Genomic DNA, 13,432 nt, shown 5'->3' on the forward strand with positions numbered 1-13,432 from the left:
GCAACGAGGCAGGGAACGCCGCCGCCCTTCTGGTATTCGCCGCGAACCGTGTGGCCCGGGCCCTTCGGCGCGATCATGACGACGTCGAGCGAAGCCTTCGGCTCGATCAGGCCGAAGTGAACGTTGAGGCCGTGGGCAAAGGCGATCGCAGCGCCGTCACGGATGTTGCCGGCGATTTCAGCCTTGTAGATTTCGGCCTGCAGTTCGTCCGGGGTTGCCATCATGATGAGGTCGGCCCACTTGGCAGCTTCCGCAACCGAAAGAACCTGGAGACCGTCGGCCTCGACCTTGGCAGCCGTTGCCGAGCCCGGCTTCAGCGCAATGCGGATTTCCTTGGCGCCGGAATCCTTCAGGTTCAGCGCATGGGCGCGGCCCTGGCTGCCGTAGCCGACGATGGCGACCTTCTTCGACTTGATCAGGTTGATATCGGCATCACGATCGTAATAGACGCGCATTGTTGTGGTCCTTCCCGTTGCTTTTCAGTTGCTTGAGACGAGGATTGCCCCGCCGTTACCCTTTCGTACCGTAAAGCGCGAGGAAGGCTGAAACTGCCTGCTCCGCCTTGCGGCCAAAACCTTTTTTCATCTCGCCGGCCTCTTCGCCGAGCAGCATCTTCAGATGCCAGTCGGAGACGATCAGCCCGTAAAGTGCGCCGTAAGCCTCGTCGGCATCGTCAAACGTCAACAGCCCTGCCTTGCGGCCGGCCTCGAGCAGCGCCGCCGCCCGGCGGCCGATCTGCCGGCGCCCGCGTTCCTGCAGCATGTGGCCGAGCTTGGAGCCGTCGCGGCTCGCCTGGCCGATCGCCAGGCGGTTGAGCGCCAGCGACACGTCGCCGGCAAGCACCTCCAGCAAGTCCTTGGCGAAGGTGATGAGATGGCCGCGCAGGCTCTCGGAATCGAGCGTGCGGGCGGCAACATCCTGCGTGCGCACTTTGCTTGCCTGGAAGCCGATCATCGCCGAGATCAGCCCGTCGCGATCGCCGAACCACTTGTAGAGGCTTTCCTTGGAGCAATTGGCAGCCCGCGCGATGCCGGCCGTCGTCAGCGCCTTTTCGCCGCCGTCGACCAGAAGACGCAATGCCTGCTCGAGAACGGCGCCCTGACGTTCCGTCAGCCCCTCCCCGGCATTCGCCTCCCTCATCGCCACAGCCATCTGCACGTCGCCTCGCTCCCGATCAGTACCGTACGGTACGGTTCGCATTCTTCTAGTGAAGCGTCTCTGGGGCGTCAAGACGATTCTCATAAGCAGGCAAAATTTCGGCGGTGACGGCGAAAGCCAGAGCCAATAGGCTGGCGGCGCAACCCGGAGAGAGGTCGACGGTGCCGCCCGTTCACAAGGCATACATCCTGATTGTCGTGAGTTTCTTCGTCGCGGCCTGCATCAACGTGGCCAGGCGCTCGCGGCGCGAGAGAGACGCGATCGCTGCGTGGTTCTGGGGGCTAGCCGGTCTTGGCGGGGCGCTTGCGCCTGCCCGCTTCGTTTACGTCGCCTGGGGCTGAGTATATGCGCCGCCCGCGCGAATGCCGTCAGCTGTGAAAGCGACATACCGAAGAGGCCTGACCCGGGAAAACAGATCACTCGATCATGTGAAGGAGTTCAACGCATGCAGCAGCCAACCCCTGGTATTCTGATTGGAGGAAGCTCGCATGTCGGCAAATCGACATTTGCCGGGACCTTGGCACGGTTACTCGGTCGTGAACTGATCTCGACGGACGCGCTCGGCCGCCATCCCGGCAGGCCATGGCCGTCGGTGCGCCCGCAGGTGACCGAGTACTATGCCAGCCTGACGGACGAGACGATCCATTGGTTCCTGAAGGTGCACCACGAAAACATGTGGCCGCGCATTCGCCAGATCATCGACAGCCATCGCCAAGTCGCAAGGCCGTTTGTGCTCGAAGGGGCCGCGCTGAGGCCGGAATATGTGGCTGAGCTCGACCCCGGCAGCGTCACCGCCCTGTTCCTATACGCGGATGACGACTTCCTGCGCCGGCGGATGATGGATGAAGCGCGCCGTGACGAAGCGTACGAGCAGAAAGCCGGGATCGTCGAGAAATTCATCGAACGCTCGGTCCGCGACAACCGAGAGATGCTGGAGGTCGCCCGAGCCGCCAACATCCGGTGCGTTGACGTGGCCGCATCCGGGGCGCTCGATGCTGTGATGAAGGACTTATCGCCGCGAATTTGATCAGTGAATGACGACCGCAGGAAACGTCGATGTCATTGGGGCATTCGCTAGGCCATAGTTCAACGAGTGCCCCTCATCCGCCTGCCGGCACCTTCTCCCCGCAAGCGGGGCGAAGGAAGCATACGGCGCCCGCTTGCCTCAAAAATCAAACATCAGCGGATCCCGCAGGAAGGCTCCATTCGGCACGAGCGCGTTCGCCGACAGTTACCTCACGTGAAGATGCAACCGTCCTTCACGTCCCCTCTCCCCGCCTGCGCGGAGAGGGTTAGGGTTAGGGTGAGGGGCAGATCTTGTTGAACGTTCCTCAGCCCCCCGCACCTACCGCCACCCGCGCACCGCTTCCTCGATGAAGGCCGCGACCGCCGCCACGCTCGGCACTCGCGCGCGCTCGGGATGCATCATCAGGTAGACTGGACGCTCGGCGGCGGCATCCGGTTCGTCCACCGCTTCGAAACGCGGATCACGGGCGCCTGAAACCTCCGGCAGCATCAGTTCGGCACCGAGCGAAAGGGCTGCCTCGATCAGGATTTCGAGCTTGTCGGCGGTCAGCGCCACCCGGGCTTCCGGCCGCACCCTTGTCAGCGCCTGCATCTCCGGCACATGCGCCAGCGCTGCGCCATAGCGCACGACCGGGCAAGGGCCGTCTCCCTGCCCCTTCGGCCGGAACAGCCGGAAACGGAGCGTGCCGAGGCTCTTCACCCGCACGGTGTCTTCGCCGGTGCGCGCCATGCGGATGGCGATGTCGGCCTCGCGCCGCTCGATGCTCAGCATCTGGTTGTCGGCGATGAGATCGAGCGTCAGGCCCGGATGGCGCTGTTCGAGGCGGGACAGCGCCGGCGCCAGGATGGCGCTCAAGACGAAGCCGATGCTCGTCACCCGCACCTGGCCCTTCAGCTCCGCCGTTCGCCGCAAGAGCGTCGCCAGCGACAGCGACGCCTCCTCGGAGATCGTCCTCAGCCGCTCGACAACCGGGGCCAGCACCGGCGTCGGCGTCAGCCGGCCATCGATGCGGTCGAAGAGCGCCGCGCCCACCCGCCGCTCCAGCGCCGAAAGCCTGCGCGACACCGTCGTCTGGTCGACACCGAGCGAGCGCGCCGCCTGGCTGAGTGTTGCGCCGCGCACCAGGTGATCGAGCAGTTCGAGATCCGCCCATGACCCTGCATTCATGCAGATTTCCCTCCGAAAAATTCGGATCACTCTGCACCGACGCAGCCGCTAGGATCAAGCCCATAGACAGACCGCTTCGACAAACCAACGCCAGGGCCACCTTCCACCGACCCGCCCTCCACCATCCGCACAAACAAGGAGCCTTCCGATGTCCGATTCCGCCCCCGCAACCCTCTTCACGCTCGCCGGCGTCACGCTCACCCCGCCGCCGCTTGGGCAGGCGACGCTGGTCCTGATCGACTACCAGAACGAATATCTTTCCGGCCCCGTGCGCCTGGTCGAGCCGGAAGCGGCGATCGAAAAGGCGCGGCAACTGCTGGTCGCCGCCCGGGCCGCCGGCGCGAAGATCATCCATGTCGCCCATCGCGGTGCTGCCGGCGGCGTGTTCGACCGGGCCCAACATCGCGGCGCGATCGTCGATGCGCTGGCCCCGCTGCCAGGCGAAGCCGTCGTCGAGAAGCCGCGGCCCAACGCCTTCTCGGACACCAACCTTGCCGAAATCATCGGTCCGGCCGGTACGCCGGTCATCTTCGCCGGCTTCATGACCCACAATTGCGTCTCCTCGACTGCACGCGCCGCCAAGGATCTCGGCTACGGCATCACCATTGCCGCCGATGCCTGCACCACCCGCGACCTGCCGTCGGCGGCCGGCACGATTTCCGCCCGTGCCCTGCATGAGGCCGAGCTTGCGGGCCTTGCCGACCACCACGGCGCCGTCGTCGACGTCGCCGCCCTGGTTGGCTCGGGCGGCTGACAGATCAGTCATTCGCAAGCGACACATGCGGCGTCCGGCAAAGCTGGACGCCCCGTTGTTTGTCCGGCGGCTGAGGAAGATTACGAAAATATAATGATCTCAATGCTTTTCGCCGCGTCCATTCGCTTCTATTTTTGACCTATCCATTTTTGGCATCGACGATGCCGGTTAGGCGCAAGCGATGAACAAGACAGCCAAGACGGCGCGAGCCGACACCACGCCCCGCGACGAGGCGGCCCCCAACGTCACCTTCATTCCCGGTGCGGTCAAGAAGGTGAAACGCAAGCGGCGCTCGCGCTCCTGGCTTTGGCTTCCGGTCGTGCTCGCGGTCGCGGGTGCGGCCTACTACGGCTGGACGCGCTATGGCGAGGAGCCGGCGACGGCGGCCATGGTGACCGATGTGGTGATGCGCGGCGATATCGAAAACAGCGTCACCGCCGTCGGCACGCTCGATGCGGTCAAATCCGTCGATGCCGGCGCGCAGGTCTCCGGCCAGTTGAAGGCGCTGCATGTCGAGATCGGCGACAAGGTCACGCAGAATGCGCTCGTCGCCGAAATCGACCCGGCAACGATCGAAAACCGCATCGAGATCGACCAGGCCGAGCTTGCCAATCTTCAGGCCCAGCTCATCTCCAAGAAGGCGCAACTCGTCCTCAAGCAGGCCAATATCGACCGCCAGCGGAATCTGGTCGAAACCAAAAGCGTGGCGCAGTCGACGCTCGACCAGGCGATTGCCGACCTCGCCGCCGCTGAAGCCGACGTCAACGCCATCGAGGCGCAGATCCGCAAGCAGCAGGCGACGCTCGCCGGCGACAAGGTCGACCTCGGCTACACCAAGATCTATGCGCCGATGACCGGCACCATCGTCGCCAATCCGGCCAAGGAAGGCCAGACGCTGAACGCCAACCAGACGACGCCGACCATCGTCACCATCGCCGACCTCTCGACCATGACGGTCAAGGCGCAGGTGTCGGAGGCCGATGTCACCAGGCTGAAGGTGGGCATGGATGCCTATTTCACCCTGCTCGGCCAGCCCGGCAAACGTTTCGTCGGCAAGCTCCGGCAGATCCAGCCGATGCCAGACACCGCCAACAACGTCGTGCTCTACTACGCGCTTTTTGACGTGCCCAATCCCGAAGGCGAACTGATGATGTCGATGAGCGCGCAAGTGTTCTTCGTGCAGGCCGCCGCCAAGGACGTGCTGATCGTGCCGAGCGCTGCGCTCAGCCACCCGGCCAAAGGCACCGGCGAAGCCACGGGCCAGGGCAGCGGCCGGCGCGACGGCCAGAGGGGTAACCAGACGGATGGCGCCCGCGGCGAGCCGCGCAAGGCAGAGGTGACCGTCGTCACCGCCTCCGGTGCGCTCGAAACCCGCGAAGTCGAAGTGGGCATCCGCAACCGCGTCAGCGCCGAGATCAGGAGCGGCCTGGAGGAAGGCGAAAAGATCGTCGTGACCACCGGTTCCGGCAGCGGCAGCAACGCCCGTGACAGCCGCAGCCAGCGCGGCATGCGCATGCCGCCGATGTTCTGAGGCGGTTCCCGAGAATGGCCTTGTCCCCGCTCATTTCGCTCAAACACGTCAGCAAGACCTATTTCAACGGCGATCTCGCCGTCGAGGTCCTGCATGGCCTCTCGCTCGATATCGAAGCGGGTGAGTTCGTGGCGATCGTCGGCCAGTCCGGCTCCGGCAAGTCGACGCTGATGAACATTCTCGGCTGCCTCGACCAGCCGACCGGCGGCGACTACCTGATCGACGGCGAAAGTGTCGCGGACCTTGACACCGACGAACTGGCGGCGCTGCGCCGTCGCACCTTCGGCTTCGTCTTCCAGAGCTACAATCTCATCCCGACGGCCAGCGCGAAGGAGAATGTCGAAGTACCGGCCGTCTATGCCGGCATGTCGGCCCGCGACCGGCACGACCGCGCCGAGGCGCTCCTGGAGGCACTGAAGCTCGGCGAGCGGCTCGACCACCGGCCGAGCCAGTTGTCCGGCGGCCAGCAGCAGCGTGTTTCGATCGCCCGCGCACTGATGAACGGCGGCCGCGTGATCCTTGCCGACGAGCCGACCGGCGCGCTCGACAGCCAAAGCGGCTCCGACGTGATGGCGCTGCTCCGCGACATGAACGACCAGGGCCACACGGTCATCGTCATCACCCACTCGCGCGAGGTCGCCGAACAGGCCGACCGTCTGATCGAGATCCATGACGGCCGCATCGTCGCCGACCGCGCCAAGAAAGCGCGTGTGAATGCCGAGGGTGCGGCCGCGCTCGCCCGTCATGTCAGCGAAGGCTCGGCCGCGATCGCCGACGTCACCGAAGCCGTCAAGATGGCGTTTCGGGCGCTGAAGGCCAATCTCTTCCGCACCATCCTGACGCTGCTCGGCATCGTCATCGGCGTCGGCTCCGTGGTCGCGATGCTGGCGATCGGCACCGGCGCGCAGGATTCTGTTCTGAGCCGTATCTCGTCGATGGGCTCGGACCTGCTGGTCGTGCGGCCAAGCATGGCGAATTTCCGCGGCAGCGCCGGCGGCAGCAACGTGACGCTGGTGCCAGCCGATGCCGATGCGATCCTCGAAGTGCCGAACGTCGCCTTCGCCGTGCCGGAGATGACGAGCTCCGTCACCCTTCGCCGCGGCAATATCGACTATCAGACCACCGCCAACGGCACCGTGCCGCAGTTTACGACGGCAAAATCCTGGAAGATGGCCAGGGGCGAGTTCATCAACCAGAACGACATGGACACCTATGCGCCGGTCGGCGTTCTGGGTCAGACAGTCGTGAAAACGCTTTTCCCTGATGGCGACAACCCGATCGGGCAATATGTGCTGGTCAACAAGATCCCCTTCCAGGTGATCGGCGTGATGGCCGAAATGGGCGCCACCTCCTTCGGCAACGACCAGGACGACGTTGTGCTGGTGCCGTTGACCACCGGCAGCATCCGCCTCTTCGGCCAGCGCAATATCCGCACCATCACCGTTCAGGTGAAGGACGGGTCGGCGATCGACATCACCCAGCAGACGATCCAGGCGCTGCTCGACCAGCGCCATAAGCGCCAGGACACGCAGATCACCAACATGTCCTCCGTGCGCGAAGCCTTCACCGAGACCTCGAACACGCTAAAACTGTTCCTCGCCTCGGTCGCCGCGATCTCGCTCTTGGTTGGCGGCATCGGGGTCATGAACATCATGCTCGTCTCGGTCAGCGAGCGCACCCGCGAGATCGGCGTGCGCATGGCGACCGGCGCCCGCCAGCGCGATATCCTGCTGCAGTTCATCATCGAGGCGCTGGTCGTCTCGGCGATCGGCGGCACGCTCGGCGTGGCGCTCGGGCTCGGCACCGGCGCGCTTGCAGGACAGTTCGGCATGCCCGTGTCCTTCACCCTCGGCCCGGTGGCGCTCGCCTTTGCCTGCGCCTTCCTGACCGGCCTTGTCTTCGGTTTCCTCCCCGCCCGCAACGCCTCGCGCCTGCAGCCGGCGGTGGCGCTGAGCGCGGACTAGGCAAGAGCGATGTTCTTGCCCGTCAGACGGTAGACAAGTATCGCGACACGACCCAAGATAGCAGGCACTGCTCGCTTGGGGGATGATTCGCGATGTGGAAGGCGTTTGCCGTTTTTTACTGCCTGTTGGCGACGTTCGGCGTTCTGCTTGGCGGCTACATCATGGCGGGCCGGTCAGTGCCGATGTCAACTATCGGCCTTGGCCTGGCTTCCGTGGCCTTCGTGATGGTGTTGTTGACCGCCGTCGGGCTCGTCGCCTACGCCTTCAACCTGAATGCCCCACCCTATGGGCTCTGGCGGCCGCTGAGCTGGCTCATCGGCGTCTATCAGCTGCTGGTGTCGCTGCTCAGCGTCGTGCGGTTCGCACAGATGTTCGCCACCATCCCGGCCGGAAGCGACGTTGGCGTCACGAACCTCATCTGGCTGGTCCTCGGCCTGGCTCTCAACTATTTCAGCTGGCTCGGCGTCTGGCGCTATGGACAGCGCATGGCGCAGCAACCGGCGCAAGCGCGGTAGAGGCAGGCGTTGCAGGATCTACTTCAGGTTGGTGCGGATGCTGCGGCAAGACCCCGTTCCTGCTGAGGACAGACGAAGCATTCTGGTTGGGAGATAGTGATCGCGATGTGGAAGGCCTTTGCAGTTCTCTATGGGCTGCTTTTCATTTTCATGCTGTCATCGGCTTTCGTCACGCTACCCCCTGAAATCGCCGTGCAGCTGTCGTCCGCCGACCGAGCCCTGTTCTATGCGGGCCTGGCCGTGGAATTTGCGGCCATGATAGGCGTCTTTGCCTACGCCTTCGACCTGAGGGTCCCGCCCTTGTCATTTTGGCGGCCATTCAGCTGGGTTCTCGCCTGCTGGTGTCTCTACACGTTGCTGGCCGATGCCTGGGATCTCGTCACGCTCATTACCAGCCCCCAGCCCGGAGACGAAGGCCTGCTGTCGGCCTCCCTCGGTTTGTTGTTCCTGCTCCTTCTCAACTATTTCGGCTGGCTCGGCGTCTGGCGCTATGGCCGCCGCATGGAGCGGCGGCCGGCCGTCATGGGCTAACGGCGGAACGTCGGCGCACCATGCACTCCGGTGAACGAATGCGCGAGCCGGCGGCATGCAGGCCGTTCGAGGCGTAAGGCCTTGCGACAGCGTCGACCGCCGAACGATAGACAAGGCGCCCGTCACCACCCAAGCTGGTACCAACGCAGTTTCAGGATGATTCGCGATGTGGAAGGCATTTGCAATTTTCTACGTGCTCAGCCTCGCCTTCGGCCTGGTCATAGGCGCGACGCTGCTCCTGGGCCTGTGGGACGAGATGGCATACGGGATCAAGATCCTCGGCGGCATCAGCCTGATCATGGCGCTGGCAACGGCGGTCGGCCTAGTCGCTTACGCCTTTGACCTGCAGGTCCCTCCCTTCGGGTTCTGGCGGCCCTACAGCTGGCTGCTCGGCATCCTTCTCGGCGGACTGTCGCTGATCAGCGTCGTGCGATTTGCCGGTCAGTTCGAAGGCGGTGACGACCTCACCCCGCTGCTCTGGCTTTGCCTGTCCCTTCTGGTCAACTATTTCAGCTGGCTCGGGATCTGGCGTTACGGCCGCCGGGTGAAGGCGATCGCGGGCTAACCCGAGAAAACCGGGCTGTACCCCTTGATCACGACAGGAAAGACATGCTCAACCTCGTCCTCTACAGCGACCAGATCTTCCCCGCCTGCTCGGCGATAGACCTCAGGCTCGCGGAGATGATAGAGGCACACGGCGTCGGAACCCGCATCGCCTATGTCGCCTCAGGGCCGGAACCGGACCACAGCTTCTTCCTCGCCGGCCGGGCCTATTACAGGCGGCTCGGTCTCGATCTCGCGCTGTTCTTCGATCTGGACGAACCGCATTCGGCAGACGACATCGCAGCGCTCTTCGCCTCGGACGCCATCCACCTCTCGGGCGGGCACACCGGCGGTTTTCTCGAACGGTTGAAGCGCAGCGGCATGCTCGGCCAGCTCAGCGACTGGGCGCGGTCCGGCGGCATCCTCATCGGCGTCAGCGCTGGCGCCATTCTGATGGCCCCGACCATCGCGACCGACGCGCTCTTTATCGGTGAACGGCCCGAGGACATCGAGGATGGCGATGCACTTGCTCTCGTGCCCTTTGAGTTCTTCCCGCATCTCGGCGACGACGACAGCTACCTGCCCGCGCTCTTGCGCTACAGCCTGTCGACGCTGCGACCGATTGTTGCCTGCAATGACGGCGAAGGCATCGTCGTTTCGGACGGGCGGATCGAGTGTTTCGGCGATCCCCTATGGATCTCGGGTGGTGCGGTGCGGGCATCGGCGGAACTGAGGCTCGAAGGCCTCACGCTGGAGCAGATGCCGTGACGGGCCCGGACTACACCGTGGACAGTAGCCCCAGGGCCACCAATGACGGCCTTCGACCCCCGATGGAATACGCCCGCCTGAGCCTCCCCTTCGAGCATGAAAGCCTCCTGATGAGCCAGCACCTGGGTCTGCAGATCATCATTCGGAAGAGCCCGCTACTCGCTCCGATCCTGGAACATTGGAACCAGATTGCCCTGCCGGACGCATGGCTGGTGGCTGGAGCGATCGCGCAGACCGTCTGGAACCACGCTTTCGGCTTGTCGCCGACGCATGGCATCAGCGACATCGACGTCGTCTATTTCGACCGCGACGACCTCTCAGAAGAGGCGGAAGCCGGACACGCCGCCCGCATCGGACACCTGTTCTGCGACCTGCCCGTGCGGGTCGACGTCAAGAACGAAGCGCGCGTTCACCTCTGGTATGAGGAGAAGTTCGGCAATCCAATCGAGCCCTACGGCTCGGCCGAAGAGGCGATCGCGACATTCCCGACGACAGCGACCGCCATCGGCGTCCGCCCTTCCCGCGAAGGGCTGGAGGTCTCAGCACCCTTTGGCCTTGCCGACCTGATGTCGCTCGTCGTGCGGGCCAACAAGGCCCAGATCACGCGCGAGATTTATGAGCGGAAGGCCGAGCGGTGGCGCGCCGGTTGGCCGGGCTTGAAGATCGAAAGCTGGGATCGGCAACCGGGTTGAAGCGAGCCCTCCATGCGTCTGACCGGCCGCACTGGCCCCAACGCATCCGGCCCATCGCGTTCAGGCCGACAACGGCGCCTTGTCGCGCAAGGTCACATCGCACCCGCCCGGGCGGCTTGGCTCTGTCTCACGGCCGATGGCACCGCCAGCGGATCCGCCCTGCGCCTTCCGGCCTGCGCCTCTTTCGCGGTGATGCCGATGTCGGCGAGGCGCTCCGCGTCCAGCTCGCTGAGCTGCTGCAACTGCCAGTACCGCGAGCGCGGCGAGGCGACGAGATAGAGGCCGAGTTCCCGGATCATGTCGAACACCCATGTTTTGTTTCCAACCATGGGTACAGTTTGCGCCTCGACTTCTCATAAAAGAAGCTTATCATTCATATCCAAAGCATAAGGGAAACTTTGATATGAGTGCCCTCAACCTCGACTATCTCAAGACCTTCGCGCTGGTCGCCGAGCTCGGCAGCTTCTCGGCTGCCGCCGAGCGGCTGGGGCTGACGCAGCCGGCGATCAGCCTGCAGGTGCGGGCGCTGGAAAGGCAGCTCGGCGTGCGCCTGGTCGAGCGCGTCGGCCGCACTGCACGACCGAGTGCGGCAGGCGTCGAACTGCTCGACCATGCGGAGCGCATCGAGGCTGCGACCAGCCAGGCGATCGAGGCCGTCGCACGCCACGCCAAGGGCGTTCTCGGCCGCGTGCGGCTCGGCACCGGCGCCACCCCTTGCGCCTTCCTGCTGCCGCCGCTCCTGGCCGGCCTCAAGCACCGCTTTCCCGATCTCGACATCACCGTGACGACCGGCAACAGCGCCGACATCGTCCGGTCGGTCGACGACAACCTGCTCGATATCGGGCTGGTCAGCCTTCCCGTTTCCGGCCGCATCTTCGAGGTCACGCCGCTCTTCGACGAGCGCTTCGCCGCCATTGCGCCGGCCGGAACAGACCTGCCCGAAATCGTCACGCCGGAGATTCTGGCCGAGCGACCGCTGATCCTCTACGAACCGGGCGCCAACACCCGTCGGATCACCGATGACTGGCTGGCGTCAGGCGGTGGCGCAACCAGGCCGATGATGGCGCTCGGCAGCGTCGATGCCATCAAGGAAATGGTCGCCGTCGGCCTGGGTGCCGCCCTCGTCCCCGAAATAGCATTGCGCGCCGCCGACCGGGACCGGCTGGTGGTGCGCCCGCTCTCGCCGCCGCTCTCGCGCCGCTTCGCCCTGGTGCTTCGCCGCGACAAGCGGCTCGACCGGGCGCTGCGCGAGACACTGGCGAAGCTGAAGACGCTGGCAACGCTTGGACAGCCTGACATCAAGTCCTAACCCTTCTTGAATGCCAAGCGACCACGGGCGGGCATGTCGAAACATGCCAGAGCCTGAATGATGTAGCTCTTGACCTCATCGTCTAGTTTTGGTTTGGCCTTTGCTCTGTGAAAGTCCGTCAAAGTAGCAAGCCGTGACGAAGTACGATCCCGATAGATTGAAACTCCGCATCCAAGGACGCGGCCTGAACACATGGAACTGGCAGCTGCTGCTTGATGGCAAGCAGCTCGTAAAATCCGGAACCATCTCGGGCTCAAGACGCAATGCCGAAGTCGCGGCGGAAGCAGTCTTGCGCGACATGTCGGCGACGTCGGATAAGGACTAAGCGGTTCGAAGCTGGCAGGCGCCGCATGCATGCGCGCTCTGCACTCTGGCGATTTCGGGTTTCTGGTCGGCTGCGACCGTGGCCCGGACGCCAGCAGCACTCCAACGTCTGGCTACTCCGGCGAACGCCTCGTGTGTACGGATGACGAAGACTGGGCGGCCAGTCGATCGGCTGAACTTCGGGGCGCCGAATGCATCGACGTCCTGCGCAGCGTGATAGAGCTCGCGCTCGACCAGCGCCATGAACTCGGCGTCACCACAGCCTCGGCAGTAATCGGCGTCCAGCGTGATGATGAAATCCGGGACATGGCCGAACCACTGCTTGACCTGCATCTCGGCACGAGCGCGGGACCACTTGCCCATCGCGCCTTGTGGAGATCCTGTCTCACACTGGCCGATGACACGCCGGCCCTTCTTGCTGTTGCCGACGATGGTCCCGAGGAAGCCGATGTCAGCGTGAGCGAGATGAGCGTGGTCCGGATTGTGAACCGGAGACACCAAGATCGAGGAACGTTGCCTCTACCCAGTCTGGCATGTCTTCGGCTGGCGCGAACGCTGGTGAGGTGATGTCGTCGGACATTTGCTGCTAGCGGTTGCGGACGCATCATTTCACCACTTGCTTATATTACATGCCTGCGCAATCCTGCTGGCCTTAGCCATGGAGGGGGCAATGAGTGGCTTCACTGACAAGGAACGAGCAGCCGGGTTGAAACGACGTGACAACGCCATCAAACGGCGAGAGGAAAGAAATGAGGCGTGGCTCAAATCATGGCAGCCACGGACGGACACGATATGTCTGCACTGTCGAACCCCAATGCCCTTATGGGAAGCAACCGACCCAGATAACCCTATCTGCGACAACTGCATGGGATGGTGACGGCATGGGCGACGACGAATACTCGATCGACGCAGAATACCAAGGCAACCACATCGACGTGGTCTCCAAAGACCCGCTCCTCGGTCGCCTTGAGCTTATGGGAGACGGCGACCAACTGATCCACGTCATGCTAAATCGGGCAATGGCGGAAGACCTACTATCTGCCCTAGTTCAGTTCCTGGGGCATGGCGAAGGCGCCGACGCTCAAACCTACCACATTGTCCAATGATGGTGTTCCAACCTCTACCCTCTCCTGAGGGCACAAGTTGGAA

General features: G+C 64.0%; 18 protein-coding genes. 13 read left to right on the forward strand and 5 right to left on the reverse strand.

Going from position 1 to position 13,432, the window contains the following annotated elements; genetic code table 11:
- Both I8N66_RS31695 and I8N66_RS31700 read right to left on the reverse strand, forming a co-directional pair.
- On the reverse strand, positions 1 to 455 hold a 455-nt coding region (locus I8N66_RS31695; protein WP_291162672.1), incomplete at its 3' end, for an NAD(P)-binding domain-containing protein.
- Between the two features lie 55 nt (positions 456 to 510).
- Positions 511 to 1,158: a TetR/AcrR family transcriptional regulator C-terminal domain-containing protein gene (locus tag I8N66_RS31700; RefSeq protein ID WP_113536015.1), complete on the reverse strand. Its 648-nt coding sequence runs from the start codon at positions 1,156 to 1,158 to the stop codon at positions 511 to 513.
- Between the two features lie 161 nt (positions 1,159 to 1,319).
- On the opposite strand from I8N66_RS31700, the gene I8N66_RS31705 reads away from it, so the two are divergent.
- Positions 1,320 to 1,499: a hypothetical protein gene (locus I8N66_RS31705; RefSeq protein WP_291162678.1), complete on the forward strand. Its 180-nt coding sequence runs from the start codon at positions 1,320 to 1,322 to the stop codon at positions 1,497 to 1,499.
- 104 nt (positions 1,500 to 1,603) lie between these two features.
- On the forward strand, positions 1,604 to 2,185 hold the full coding sequence (locus tag I8N66_RS31710; protein WP_291162681.1) for a hypothetical protein: 582 nt from the start codon (positions 1,604 to 1,606) through the stop codon (positions 2,183 to 2,185).
- A gap of 318 nt (positions 2,186 to 2,503) precedes the next feature.
- Here I8N66_RS31710 and I8N66_RS31715 read toward each other — a convergent pair whose 3' ends face one another.
- On the reverse strand, positions 2,504 to 3,352 hold the full coding sequence (locus I8N66_RS31715) for a LysR family transcriptional regulator (protein WP_291162684.1): 849 nt from the start codon (positions 3,350 to 3,352) through the stop codon (positions 2,504 to 2,506).
- A gap of 148 nt (positions 3,353 to 3,500) precedes the next feature.
- Here I8N66_RS31715 and I8N66_RS31720 point away from each other — a divergent pair, with 148 nt between their 5' ends.
- The 8 genes from I8N66_RS31720 (at position 3,501) to I8N66_RS31755 (ending at position 10,650) form a co-directional block, all read left to right on the forward strand.
- Complete coding sequence (locus I8N66_RS31720; protein ID WP_291162687.1) at positions 3,501 to 4,106, forward strand: cysteine hydrolase family protein; 606 nt, start codon at positions 3,501 to 3,503, stop codon at positions 4,104 to 4,106.
- 181 nt (positions 4,107 to 4,287) lie between these two features.
- Positions 4,288 to 5,637 (forward strand): efflux RND transporter periplasmic adaptor subunit, encoded by a 1,350-nt coding sequence (locus tag I8N66_RS31725; RefSeq protein ID WP_291162691.1) that lies wholly within the window; start codon positions 4,288 to 4,290, stop codon positions 5,635 to 5,637.
- Positions 5,638 to 5,657: 20 nt separating this feature from the next.
- Entirely contained in the window at positions 5,658 to 7,601 is a 1,944-nt protein-coding gene (locus I8N66_RS31730) for a MacB family efflux pump subunit (protein ID WP_113536022.1), read from the forward strand.
- 92 nt (positions 7,602 to 7,693) lie between these two features.
- Positions 7,694 to 8,116 carry a hypothetical protein gene (locus tag I8N66_RS31735; RefSeq protein WP_113536023.1) on the forward strand — a complete coding sequence of 141 codons (423 nt, stop codon included), beginning with the start codon at positions 7,694 to 7,696 and terminating at the stop codon, positions 8,114 to 8,116.
- Positions 8,117 to 8,221: 105 nt separating this feature from the next.
- Positions 8,222 to 8,647: a hypothetical protein gene (locus I8N66_RS31740; protein ID WP_291162696.1), complete on the forward strand. Its 426-nt coding sequence runs from the start codon at positions 8,222 to 8,224 to the stop codon at positions 8,645 to 8,647.
- A 166-nt stretch (positions 8,648 to 8,813) separates the two neighbouring features.
- A complete protein-coding gene (locus tag I8N66_RS31745) occupies positions 8,814 to 9,212 on the forward strand; it encodes a hypothetical protein (RefSeq protein WP_291162700.1) in 399 nt (132 codons plus the stop codon).
- A gap of 44 nt (positions 9,213 to 9,256) precedes the next feature.
- Positions 9,257 to 9,958, forward strand: a complete 702-nt coding sequence (locus I8N66_RS31750) for a Type 1 glutamine amidotransferase-like domain-containing protein (protein WP_291162703.1) — start codon at positions 9,257 to 9,259, stop codon at positions 9,956 to 9,958.
- 110 nt (positions 9,959 to 10,068) lie between these two features.
- Positions 10,069 to 10,650 carry a nucleotidyltransferase family protein gene (locus tag I8N66_RS31755; RefSeq protein WP_291162705.1) on the forward strand — a complete coding sequence of 194 codons (582 nt, stop codon included), beginning with the start codon at positions 10,069 to 10,071 and terminating at the stop codon, positions 10,648 to 10,650.
- Between the two features lie 92 nt (positions 10,651 to 10,742).
- Here the strand turns inward: I8N66_RS31755 and I8N66_RS31760 are convergent, their stop codons facing one another.
- Entirely contained in the window at positions 10,743 to 10,949 is a 207-nt protein-coding gene (locus tag I8N66_RS31760; protein WP_365888191.1) for a DUF1127 domain-containing protein, read from the reverse strand.
- A 104-nt stretch (positions 10,950 to 11,053) separates the two neighbouring features.
- On the opposite strand from I8N66_RS31760, the gene I8N66_RS31765 reads away from it, so the two are divergent.
- Together I8N66_RS31765 and I8N66_RS31770 are read left to right on the forward strand one after the other, a co-directional pair.
- Positions 11,054 to 11,959, forward strand: a complete 906-nt coding sequence (locus I8N66_RS31765; protein ID WP_113536028.1) for a LysR family transcriptional regulator — start codon at positions 11,054 to 11,056, stop codon at positions 11,957 to 11,959.
- A 133-nt stretch (positions 11,960 to 12,092) separates the two neighbouring features.
- Positions 12,093 to 12,284: a hypothetical protein gene (locus tag I8N66_RS31770; RefSeq protein ID WP_162768638.1), complete on the forward strand. Its 192-nt coding sequence runs from the start codon at positions 12,093 to 12,095 to the stop codon at positions 12,282 to 12,284.
- Here the strand turns inward: I8N66_RS31770 and I8N66_RS31775 are convergent.
- A complete protein-coding gene (locus I8N66_RS31775; RefSeq protein ID WP_291162717.1) occupies positions 12,281 to 12,781 on the reverse strand; it encodes a putative metallopeptidase in 501 nt (166 codons plus the stop codon). The two genes, I8N66_RS31770 and I8N66_RS31775, sit on opposite strands and share 4 nt — an antisense overlap.
- Positions 12,782 to 13,164: 383 nt before the next feature.
- Between I8N66_RS31775 and I8N66_RS31780 the strand changes: the two genes are divergently transcribed.
- Positions 13,165 to 13,389, forward strand: coding sequence for a hypothetical protein (locus I8N66_RS31780; RefSeq protein WP_291162712.1), 225 nt, complete (start codon positions 13,165 to 13,167; stop codon positions 13,387 to 13,389).
- The last annotated feature ends 43 nt before the right edge of the window (positions 13,390 to 13,432 follow it).

Source organism: Ensifer sp. SSB1 (assembly GCF_016652895.1).
GTDB lineage: Bacteria > Pseudomonadota > Alphaproteobacteria > Rhizobiales > Rhizobiaceae > Ensifer.